At 65.8% G+C, this 10435-nt stretch carries 14 protein-coding genes; 8 read left to right on the forward strand and 6 right to left on the reverse strand.

Annotated features, from left to right (window positions below; translation table 11 throughout):
• Positions 1–165: 165 nt before the first annotated feature.
• Entirely contained in the window at positions 166–2061 is a 1896-nt protein-coding gene (locus A6E15_RS12995) for a bacterio-opsin activator domain-containing protein (protein WP_076146803.1), read from the reverse strand.
• A 105-nt stretch (positions 2062–2166) separates the two neighbouring features.
• Here A6E15_RS12995 and A6E15_RS13000 point away from each other — a divergent pair, with 105 nt between their 5' ends.
• The 3 genes from A6E15_RS13000 to A6E15_RS13010 all read left to right on the forward strand — a co-directional run bounded on the left by A6E15_RS13000 (position 2167) and on the right by A6E15_RS13010 (position 5192).
• Entirely contained in the window at positions 2167–2358 is a 192-nt protein-coding gene (locus A6E15_RS13000) for an HVO_0649 family zinc finger protein (protein WP_076146805.1), read from the forward strand.
• A 397-nt stretch (positions 2359–2755) separates the two neighbouring features.
• Positions 2756–4060 carry an RNA-guided endonuclease TnpB family protein gene (locus A6E15_RS13005; RefSeq protein WP_076146806.1) on the forward strand — a complete coding sequence of 435 codons (1305 nt, stop codon included), beginning with the start codon at positions 2756–2758 and terminating at the stop codon, positions 4058–4060.
• A gap of 97 nt (positions 4061–4157) precedes the next feature.
• Positions 4158–5192 carry a hypothetical protein gene (locus A6E15_RS13010; protein WP_076146808.1) on the forward strand — a complete coding sequence of 345 codons (1035 nt, stop codon included), beginning with the start codon at positions 4158–4160 and terminating at the stop codon, positions 5190–5192.
• Between the two features lie 65 nt (positions 5193–5257).
• On the opposite strand, the gene A6E15_RS13015 is transcribed toward A6E15_RS13010, so the two are convergent.
• Complete coding sequence (locus A6E15_RS13015) at positions 5258–5827, reverse strand: NUDIX hydrolase (RefSeq protein ID WP_076146810.1); 570 nt, start codon at positions 5825–5827, stop codon at positions 5258–5260.
• Positions 5828–6013: 186 nt separating this feature from the next.
• Here A6E15_RS13015 and A6E15_RS13020 point away from each other — a divergent pair, with 186 nt between their 5' ends.
• Complete coding sequence (locus A6E15_RS13020) at positions 6014–6289, forward strand: PadR family transcriptional regulator (RefSeq protein WP_006181375.1); 276 nt, start codon at positions 6014–6016, stop codon at positions 6287–6289.
• 81 nt (positions 6290–6370) lie between these two features.
• Here A6E15_RS13020 and A6E15_RS13025 read toward each other — a convergent pair whose 3' ends face one another.
• The 3 genes from A6E15_RS13025 to A6E15_RS13035 form a co-directional block, all read right to left on the reverse strand.
• The gene (locus A6E15_RS13025; protein ID WP_076146811.1) at positions 6371–6625 is read right to left on the reverse strand and encodes a DUF7511 domain-containing protein; all 255 of its coding nucleotides are present in this window, start codon (positions 6623–6625) and stop codon (positions 6371–6373) included.
• A gap of 141 nt (positions 6626–6766) precedes the next feature.
• The gene (locus A6E15_RS13030; protein WP_076146813.1) at positions 6767–7495 is read right to left on the reverse strand and encodes a hypothetical protein; all 729 of its coding nucleotides are present in this window, start codon (positions 7493–7495) and stop codon (positions 6767–6769) included.
• Between the two features lie 76 nt (positions 7496–7571).
• Positions 7572–7847, reverse strand: a complete 276-nt coding sequence (locus A6E15_RS13035) for a hypothetical protein (RefSeq protein WP_076148346.1) — start codon at positions 7845–7847, stop codon at positions 7572–7574.
• Positions 7848–7996: 149 nt separating this feature from the next.
• Here A6E15_RS13035 and A6E15_RS13040 point away from each other — a divergent pair, with 149 nt between their 5' ends.
• From A6E15_RS13040 to A6E15_RS13055, 4 genes are all read left to right on the forward strand, one after another.
• Positions 7997–8386: a PPOX class F420-dependent oxidoreductase gene (locus A6E15_RS13040; RefSeq protein ID WP_076148348.1), complete on the forward strand. Its 390-nt coding sequence runs from the start codon at positions 7997–7999 to the stop codon at positions 8384–8386.
• 109 nt (positions 8387–8495) lie between these two features.
• Positions 8496–8924 (forward strand): DUF5518 domain-containing protein, encoded by a 429-nt coding sequence (locus tag A6E15_RS13045; RefSeq protein ID WP_076146815.1) that lies wholly within the window; start codon positions 8496–8498, stop codon positions 8922–8924.
• Positions 8921–9148 carry a hypothetical protein gene (locus A6E15_RS13050; RefSeq protein ID WP_076146816.1) on the forward strand — a complete coding sequence of 76 codons (228 nt, stop codon included), beginning with the start codon at positions 8921–8923 and terminating at the stop codon, positions 9146–9148. The genes A6E15_RS13045 and A6E15_RS13050 overlap by 4 nt, the downstream gene beginning before the upstream one ends.
• A complete protein-coding gene (locus A6E15_RS13055) occupies positions 9145–9393 on the forward strand; it encodes a hypothetical protein (RefSeq protein ID WP_245800577.1) in 249 nt (82 codons plus the stop codon). Before A6E15_RS13050 ends, A6E15_RS13055 begins: the two co-directional genes overlap by 4 nt.
• Positions 9394–9468: 75 nt before the next feature.
• On the opposite strand, the gene A6E15_RS13060 is transcribed toward A6E15_RS13055, so the two are convergent.
• Positions 9469–10281: an ion transporter gene (locus A6E15_RS13060; protein WP_076146817.1), complete on the reverse strand. Its 813-nt coding sequence runs from the start codon at positions 10279–10281 to the stop codon at positions 9469–9471.
• Positions 10282–10435 lie beyond the last annotated feature (154 nt).

Raw genomic sequence — 10435 nt, forward strand, 5'->3', positions numbered from 1 at the left:
ATCCCACGACCGCTCACATAAACCTCTGCGACCGTTCTGGGTACTAAGCCGTGGCTACAGGTCACGATCGAAAGCGGTCCAGACGGGCGGCTGTAGTATAGTAGCCGCTGCAACGATTTACACACCGATCGCAACGCTGTCCTGCGATCGAGTATGCATTGACTTTCAAGAGCTACTATACGCGTCCCCGAAGAACGCGCGACAGAGCTTCGCCTCCGCCGTCCGCAGGTGTTCGTGGAAGGTCGGCCGAGAGACGCCCATCGACTGGGCGAGTTCCTCGCCGGTCGTCGGCCGGGGCCACTCGAAGTAGCCGCCGAGATAGGCCCGCTGTAGCGCCCCGAACTGGCGGTCGGTCAGTTCCTCCTCGAGTCGGGCGGCGAACTCCTGGCGAGTCTCGCCGTCGCGCTCGCGTTGCCGGAACGAGCGGATGTCGGTGCCGGCGTAGCGGTCCTCGAGGGCCTCGACGATCGAGCGGACGTTCGCCGAGCGGGGGATCTCGAGGGTGACCCGGGCCCGGCCGTCCTCGGCCTCGATCGCCTGCGTGCGGGCACCCCGTTCGGAGAGCCAGCCGACGAGGCCAGAATCGCCGGTCAGTTCGACCAGACACCCGTCATCGCGCTCGACGACGACCCGGCAGTCGACACCGTCGAGGTCCGCGGCCGACGCGGTGAGTTCCTCGCCGGTCGCGCCGGTGACGGTAAACAGCGAGGCCGTCTCGTCGCCGGTGCGGTGGACCGAGCGGCGGTACTCGAGGCGACAGTCGGCCGCCGACGAGAGGGCCGTCGGAGCGAACGACCGGTCGGCCAGCTCGAGTTCGACGGCGACGACGGCGTCGGTCGCGAGGACGCGACTCGTCTCACGAGCGTTGATACCGCTGGCGATCGATCGGGCCAGCGCGGAGAGGATGACCGTCTCTCGCTCGTCGACGTCCCGGTCCCGGTCGGCTCGGACCGCCAGCACGCCGTACTCGATACCGTTGTACGACAGCGGGAGGGCGACGCAGGTGCGGCCGTCGACCGTGCCGACGGTGGGCTCGGTCGCCTCGAGGGTCTCGACGGCGGGATGGTCCGCTCCGGTTTCGATCCGCTGGCGATCGGGCCCGGTCCCCGCGCTCGAGCGGACGTCGATCGTGCCGGTCGCCGGGTTTCGTTCCCCGATCCAGGCCCCGTCGTAGCCCGCCTCGGTGGCGATCCGGTCACAGACCTCGCTCTCGAGTTCCGAGCGATCCGTCGAGCCGGCGACGACCCCGGTCACGTCCTGGATTAGCCCCTCGACGCGGTCGAGGATATACTCGAGTTCCTCGGTCCGTTCCCCGAGCGCGAGTTCGGCCTCCTTGCGCGCGGTGATGTCGTTCTGGAAGCCGACGTAGTTGGTGACCTCGCCGTCCTCGTTGCGGACGGGCGCGATGGTCACCTCGTTCCAGAACTCGGTGCCGTCTTTCCGGTAGTTCTTGAGTTCGACGGTCACCGGGTGGTCCTCCGCGACGGCCGCCGCCATCTCCGCGATGGCCGCCTCGCTCGAGTCCTCGCCCTGGAGGAACCGGCAGTTCCGACCGACCACTTCGTCGTACTCGTAGCCGGTCATCTCCTCGTAGGCCTCGTTGACGTACACCAGCGGGTTGTCCTCCATGTCGGGATCGGAGATGGTGACCCCGACCGGCGCCTCCTCGAGCGCGCGGTCCTTGACGAGTCGGTCCCGGGTACCGGCCAGTGCCCCCTCGTCGTCGGCGTCGGTCGCCCCGCGGTCGAACGTGACCGTCGCGCCGTCGACGCCGCGGTGGATCCGAGCGCCCTGCCGGTCGTCGTCGAAATCGACCCGCCGAACGGTTCCGACCGTCGTCTCGTCGATCGCCGTCGCGAGTCGGTCCCAGTAACCGGGGAGTGCGGTCGCGGCGTCGCGGTCGGCTTCACCGATCCCGAAGGCGTCACGCGCGGCCTCGTTCGCGTACGTGATCGTCCCGTCGGCGACCGCTACGAGCGGATCGACGACGTGTTCGAGGGCACGCGCTGCGGCCGCGGGGTCGCCGACGTTGCCACGCCGGTCCGCATCCACATCGTCCATACGCTCGTATACGGACGGATCCCTAAGAACGGTTGCGATCGGACGGAGCGTCGCCGCCTCGTCGCAGGCCGGACTATTAAATACCGCCACGTTGTGTGGTATCATATGTCGGTGTATCGATCGCCGTTCGAGCGGCTCCGGGAGAAGTTCGACGAGTCCGAACTTCGGTGTTCGGCGTGTGGCTACGTCGACACCGAGGGCGGCTGGCGCGTGACCACGTCCGGCGACCGGGTCCGATACCAGTTCGTCTGTCCCACCTGCGACGCCATCGAAACCAGGGAACTCCGACTCGAGTGATCTCCCGCCGGGGCTCGAGCGGCCGCGACCGTTCGCGAGCGACGGCACCGATCGTCGACCGCTCAGTTTCGGACGGAAACCGGTCTTTTTCGACGGGAGCCGTCAGTAACGAGGAACTGAGACCGACGAGACGGTGCGAAAACACCGTGTCCGTCGTCGCGGCGGCGATCCGGCGGCCACCGCCGACCGCTTGCGGTCGGTCGCGGCCGACGCAGTCGAACGAGAGTCGTTCGACCGCTATCGATCAGTGCCGGGCTCGAAAGGGCTGTTTTCCCCGGTCTAAACGAAAAACAGCGCGAGTTCCCCGCCCCACCGTGGGCGGGGGTGAAGCGCGTGCGCTCGACTGCCGTCAGGAGACATACCCACATTTTTGAGAGAGTGAATGCCAAATCGAAGTATGGGTGAGGAAGCCACGAAGACGATTCAGACGCGCCTACACATAGCGTCTGGTGACCGATCGTGGCTCCACGACGCCCGCCTCGCCTCACGCGAGATATTCAACCAAACCATCCGCCTGAAACAACAAGGGTACACTCGCACCGAGATACAGAAAGAGGTTGACCGCGACGACTTCTTGCGGCACAACAAGTGCGCAGTCGTCGGCAAGGCCCTCCAGACGTGGGACTCCTGTCAGTCACTTCTCGACTGGTGGCACGAACAGGACGATCCCGACGGAGGGAAGCCGACGCCACCGAGTACCGATAAATCTGGTGCGTACCCGCTTGTGATGGCGCACACGGAAGGCTACCGGCTCACCGTTGATGACAACACGAACCGCGTCCAGTTTCGTATCAGCCCGAAGCCCTACAAGAAGGTGAAGGGGAATCTGCGCGGTGAGTCGGACGCGATGGACGAACTTCGGGACGCTCTCACGTCGAATGAGGTGGACGTGGGGCAGGCCGAACTCCTGTACCGCGATGGCGTGTATTACCTACACGTCACGGTCACACGCGTGTTCAACATTCCTGAACCCGATACTAGCGACACGGTAGTCGGTGTGGACATCAACGAGCGCAACGTCGCTCTCACCGCCCTCGACCGCGAGACGATGCAGACGAAGGGTACGCTCGTCCTCGACTACGGACGAGTCAAGCAGGAACGCCAACGCTACCACACCATCACTACTCGCTGTCAGGAACACGGTAAAACGACTATTCATCGGCAATTCGGTGAGAGGGAAGAAAGGTTCATCGAGTGGGTATTGCATCGTCTCTCCCGTGCTGTCGTGAAGTTTGCAGAGCAGTTCTCGAACCCGGTCATCGTGTTCGAGGATATGAGTGGTATCCGCAACGAAATGCAGTACGGGTCGTACATGAACCGTCGGTTGCACAAACTGCCGTTTCACCAGTTCGAGAGGTTTGTGTCGTACAAGGCGACGTGGCGAGAGATACCCACGGACACGGTGGATGCCTACTACAACTCGCGGACGTGTTCGTGCTGTGGCGAGCGTGGCAGTCGGCAGGGGCGGCGGTTCCGGTGTCCGAACGACGAGTGTGACGTGGCGCAAGACCACGCCGATCGGAACGCATCGGTGAACATCGCGTGGCGCGAGAAGGCGAAACTCGGCGATACGGATACGAATTACCGGACTCACAAAACCCAGCCGCAAGTTCGGTTGGTGCGTCTGTCCGGGTCGGGGCGCGTAAGCCGCCCACCCTCATCCCGTTCCCTCGCGGAACAGGGAGTGCTAGCGCACGGCTGAGGGAACGCATAAAAGCCTCGGGCCACCGCGCCCAAGGCCGTTTACTCCCGTAACAGTCGACCCGTTTTAGCCGGGGACCGCTCCTACGTCTGTCCGTATGGTTTCACGACCACGAACACTCGGTGTCGCGTTCGTCGCCGTGCTGGTCGCGCTCTCGGGGGGTCCCGCCCTCGCAGGGGCGACCGCCCCGGCTGCGAACGACGACCCCGGAGACACGAGCGACACGAGCGACACGAGCGCAACGCTGGAAAACGTCCAGGTCGGAACGCTCGAACTCGAGAACGTCACGGTTCGAAACGCAACGATCGAAGCACTCGGCGTCCAGCGGTTGGACGTACAGAACAGCGAGGGGCTCGAGGGCGAACTGAACGAGTCCGCGAACGACCAGTCCGCCGGAAACGACACGACGGCCGGCAACGAGTCCGCCGACGGCGAAGCCACGATCTCGAACGTCGCGTTCGAGTCGCTCGCGCTCGAGGACGTCTCGATCGAGGACTTCGGCGGAACCGACGGCGCCAACGCGACCGACGACGAGAGTGCCGCCGGCGAGAACGCCTCGTCGGCCGGCATCGGGCAGGCGATCGACGAGGGAACCACGAACGTCACGGTCGGAAACATGACGATCGAGTCGATGACCACCGGGCAACTGACCGTCGAGGACCTGACCGTCGAGGGCGGCGGCGGCATCCTCTCGGGACTCTCCGACTTCATCGGCGGCCTGTTCGGCGGTGACGGCGACGGCGAGGCCAACGAGAGCGAGAACGCCAGCACGCAGGAGATCGAGGAACTGACCGTCGAGGAATTCGACGTCGACGAGGTCACGGTGACCTCGATGACCGTCGGCAGCCTCGAGACGCGGGCCGACGGGAACGAGACGGTCGACGACGAGACCGCTGGCAGCGAAACGGCGGCGAACGACACCACCGACGCCGAGACGGCGATGGGCGAGACGATCCCGTCGCTCGAGGCCGGGTCGATGACGATCGACGACGTCGCCGCGGGCAGCGTCACCCTCGGTGAAACCGACGGGTTACAGGCCGCCCTCGAACAGCCACAGGGCGAGAACGAGACGGTCGCCAACGAGAGTGGAAACGAGACAGCAGCTAACGAAAGCGACGACGAAACCGGCTGACGCGGGACGGCGGCCACCCCGGTCCCGGTAGCCGCTTCGCGACTCCGCCCGCCGGTCTCCGGAGACTACGCCTCGTCCGAGTCGCGGTCCGCCCCGAACAGCCGATAGTACGAGAGCGCGAGGACGGTCCGACCGTCGCGGATCTCGCCGTCGGCCACCGCGTCGGTCAGGGCCTCGAGCGATCGGGTCCGGACGCGGATGCTCTCGTTGTGATCGAGGCGCTGTTCGGCGGTCGGTCGACAGCCCCGGGCGACGAAGCAATGCAACACGATGTCGGCGATCCCGTTGGCCGGTTCGACGGTCACCAGCGGCTCCAACTCGTCGGCCTCGTGGCCGGTCTCCTCGGCGAGTTCGCGACGCGCCGCCGCCTCGAGGTCGTCGTCCTGGGGTTCGGTGCCGCCGACGGGGAGTCCGTGACTGACCCGGGAGACGGCCTGTCGCCACTCGTCGATACAGACGACGTCGCCGTCGGGGGTCAACGGCAGCACACAGACGCTGGCCGGCTCCGAGAGGTAGTCGAAGTCGGTTTCGGTCCCGTCGGGGAGTCGAACGGACTCGTTAACGATGTCGAACCCCGGACAGGAGTAGGCTACGCGACGGTCGCGGGTCTCCCACTCGAGCGGATCGGTTGGCACAGCCGCGACTACGGCCGACCGGGTCAAAAACGCCGCGTCACGCGGCCGTCGGGCAGCGAGGTCACGGTCAGACGCCGGTTACGGCAGAGACCGATTCTACGCGGTCCGTTCGGGGTTTCCCGGCCGACGTACCCGTTCTATAACAAAGCCACAGCACGGTGAACGTCGTCACTCAGAGGGTGATCCATGGACCAGCTAACTGGCTTCCAACGTGACCTGTTGTACGTGATCGCAGGAAAAGACCGGCCGTCCGGACAGGCCATTCTCGACGACATCAACGACTACATCGAGCAGCCGGTGACACACGGCCGGCTGTATCCGAACCTGGATACGCTCGTCGAGAAAGACCTCGTCGAAAAGGGGCAACTCGACCGCCGGACGAACTACTACGCGCTGACGCCCAAGGGCCGACGCGCGCTCCAGCGCCGTCAGGAGTGGGTCGACCAGTACGTCGACGTCTGACTTCTGACGCCGTGATCGTTCTACCCAGCCCGGGAGCCACGGCTATCCCCGGCAATACTCTGGGCGGCCGCCGGTCGGCACTCACCGGGCGTCGTCGAGGTCGACGACCGTCTCGAGGTCCGCCGCGAGCCAGGCGTTGAGTTTCGCCTCGGTCGATCCGTCGCGTGGCACGAGCGTACAGCGGTCGCTTCCCGACTCGTAGCGGACCACGACGGCCTCGAACAGGGCCGTATCGGCGGGCCCGGCTCCGTCGCCGATCGCGTCCTCGTTGCCAGTGCCCCCGTCGGTCCCATCAGTAGCGCCGTCCATGGTGATCTCGGCGAGCGTCGTCGCCACCGGTGACTAGGGGCCGGTCAGTACAAAACGGCTACTAGTTGGAGTATAGAGAGGTCACGTGGACTCGGTACCGTTCGAAAATAGCCCCGAGCGCGCCGGCCGCTCACCGAGCCTCGATACGACGACTCCCCCGCGACGGCCTCAGTTGGCCTCGAAATCGACCGTCTCGAGGTCGGCCTCGAGATCCCGTACGTGGTCGTTGAACGCGGTGACGAACGCAGGAACGTCCTCGACCAGCCGACGGACTTCCGGGGCCGGCGGCGGCCCGTACTGCGAGAGGAGATAGATCCCGTCCTCGCCGCCGACGCGCAGGTAGGAGACGGCGTCGCCGTCCCACTTCAGCTCCCAGCGGGTCCCGTCGATCGTCGTCGCGTAGGTGCCGTAATCGCCGTCGTAGCGGTGGAGTTGACCCGCCATCGCGGTACAGACCTCGCGGATCCGCTCGAGGGTCCGATCCCGCTTGGCGGCCAACTCCGCGGTCGACTCGACTTCGGGGAACTCGTCGGGCACGTCCGCGAAGAGGTCCGCGAACGACCGGACGTACTCGTTGAACGCCGCGACGAAGGCGTCGTAGTCGGTCATCGCCCGCTCGAGCGCGTCGGGCTCGGGCGGCTGCTTGCTCGAGACGGCGTAGATCTCCGACCCCGACTGGGGCTCGTACCGCAGGTACTGCACGTCGCCGGCCTCGTACTTGAGCGTCCAGCTGCCGGCGTCGGTGGTGAACGTCTTCTGGCCGTAATCGCCGCCCTGCAGGACGGCCAACTCCCGCGCGATCCGTCCGGCGTGGGTCCGGACGCGGGCCGCCAGCTCGTCGCGCTGTCGGGCGATCTCATCGGCCCCTTCGACGTCCGCCTCGAGTCCGTCGGTCATCACTCGAGGGAGGAGTCGAGGGCCGGTAACCGTTTCGCCACGGAAGCGGGGACGAGAAGCGATCCCGGCGAGCGAGTTACTCGCTTTCGTTGGTGGCGTTCTCGGTCTCGTTGGTCGCGTTCCCGGTCTCGTTGCCTGCGGTCTCGTTCGCCGCCGTTTCGTTGCCGGTCGCCTCGTTCTCCTCTGTCTCGTTCGCCGTCGTTTCGTCGTCGACCGTCTCGTTTTCCTCGGTCTCGTTATCGGTCTCGTTGTCGGCGCCCGGCCCGCCACAGCCGGCGATGAAGGCCGTCGAGGCCGCTGCGCCGGTCAGTTGCAGTACGCGTCGGCGAGTCGTCGGTGAGTCGTCGGTCATACGGACCGAGTCGACAGCGACCGGCATAAGCTGTCAGGCGGCATGTGCGTGTCGACACCGTTTACGACCGCGCACCGCCGGACCGCGACATCTCGGCCCCGGTCGATGTAGGCATCACGCCCAAGCACGAGGCCGGTGAACCGGTCCCCATGGTCTCGATCCCCGAGAAGTTCCACGACCTGTTCGAGAAGGAAACGTTCGCCCACGTCGCGACGCTGACCGACGGGGGACTGCCCCACGTCACGCCGGTCTGGATCGACTACGACGAGGCCGACGACCGGCTGCTCGTCAACACCGAGCGGGGCCGACAGAAGGAGCGAAACGTACAGAACAACCCCGGCGTCGGCGTCAGCATGACCGACCCCGACGACCCCTACCGGTTCCTCTCGGTGATCGGCGAGGTCGAGGAAGTCACGACCGACGGCGCTCGAGCCCACATCGACGAACTGGCCCGGCGCTATCAGGACGTCGACGAGTACCAGCCGACGATCGAAACCGAGCGCGTGATACTGCGAATCCGGGCGGATCACGTCCTGTAGCCGGCCGCGGGACGGATCGCTCTCGAGCGCCAGCGATCGCTGTGGCGGAGTCTCGATCGGGAGTGTGAGTCCCGGAACAGTTATGTTGCGTAGCTATCAAGTATCCGGTATGGAGGTGCCGGGAGCGATCGCCGAACCGCAGTGGCGCGAGCCGATCGTCGCGGGGGTCGCCTCGGTGCCGGTCACGCTCGTCTGCCAGTGGCGGTCCGCCGGCACCTACGTCTTCGTACCCGTGCTTCTCGCGGGGCTGCTCGTCGGGTATCTGTTCGCCGAGCGCCCGCCCTCGAGCCGCCGGGCCGGGACGCGAGCCGGACTGGTCGGCGGACTCGCCCTGCTTGGGGACGGGGTCCGGTACCTCACGGACATCCCCGAGTACTCGTTCCCGATCGGTCTCTCGGTCCTCGCGGGACTCTACACGGTCCTCGTCGTCGTCCTCTACGCCGGCTACTTCGGGCTCGTCGGCGGGCTCGGGGGACTCGTCGGCGGCTGGCTGGCGAACTGGATCGACGGGCCCCGATCGGAGCCCGTCGCGAGGTGACGCGTCGGTCGGTCGCGGTCGAATCCGAAGGTGATACCGACGACGATGACGACGGTTCGTCGACCACCGTCACCGGCCTCGAGCGGGCCAGCGAGCGGCTGACCGCGGCGGAAGAGGACGTGCCCGTATCGCTCTCGCGGGCGACCGAGAAGCGCCTCGTTCGGACGGCACCCGAGCGGCCGTTCGACCGCGAGGGTTTTCCGATTAGGGAGCGTTACCAATGATCGAAGAGGAGATCCGTTCTGTGACGAAATCCGACGACGAGCGGGAGAAAGCGGCCGGTATCTGCCGACGCTGTGGGGACCTCTTTACCGTGTGGGACTCCAACGACGGGACCGTCCGGCCGGTAAGCCCACACAACGCCTGTTCGTGTACGGACCCGTCGCCGCGGGTCATCGACGGGGGCGAGGTCTTCGAGGACGACGACGCGGACTCGGACGAAAACGGAACGGCACATCCCGGGGTGTGACCGCCTCGAGTGGCCACGGGGCACCGGTACTGGGGTCGACCGTTCAACGGGCGGTCCCGTCCACTGCGAGATCGATTAGTGGGAACGGTCGTTTTGGAGGGGTTCGCCGCAGTGGGGGCAGTAGTCCCACTCCTCGTCGTTCGGTTCCGAGGCCTCCTCGATGAAGCCCGAGGCGAGTATCGACGCTGGAAGGGCGAACAGTCCGACCCCGAGGAAGGCGGAAAAGCCCGCCAGAACCTGACCAAGCGGTGTGATCGGAAACACGTCGCCGTAGCCGACTGTGGTGAGCGTTACGAACCCCCACCAGAACGTCGCGGGAATACTCGAGAAGGCCTCGGGCTGTGCGGCGTGTTCGACGTAGTACATCGCGCTACTGGTCAACACGAGCAGCATCGAGGTGACGACGACCGTGATGACCAGATCCGGCCGCTTCTTTCGAAGTACGGTCCCGATCGTCCGCAACGCGTTCGAGTATCGTGCGACCTTCATCACCCGGAAGATCCGGAGCAGTCGGAGAACCCGGATGAATCGGAGATCGACGACGCCGCCGAGGTAAAACGGGAGAATAGCCAGCAGGTCGATCAGCATGTACGGGGTCGCGGCGTACTTGAGCCGGCCAGTCACCGGATGGCGATACTTCTCCGCGGTCGTGATGCTCCAGAGTCGGCCGAGATACTCGAGCGTAAACATCGCGACCGTGACCCGTTCGAACTGGGTGAAAACTGCCCCGTACCGGGCTGCCACCGGATCGACGGTCCGGAGGACGATCGCGACGATCGACAGCAGGATCAGTGTCATGATCGCCAGATCTATCGCTCGCCCGACTCGCCCGCCCCGTTGGGGATCCAACAGTCGATGCGCTTTGCCCCTCGTACTGGATGTCGCCATGACCGCTATCTGCGAGTGAACGGTAAAGAAACCAATCGGAAGCGATCGGATGCCTCGAGTTCGGTTTCTCACCGTGGCCGGGAACCGACTCGAACCATCGCCGACCGTCGGCCGTACCCGTAGGCGTCCGCGAGGCGTTCGACGCGATCGCGGA

Origin of the sequence: Natrinema saccharevitans (assembly GCF_001953745.1) — an archaeon.
Taxonomy (GTDB): Archaea; Halobacteriota; Halobacteria; order Halobacteriales; family Natrialbaceae; genus Natrinema; species Natrinema saccharevitans.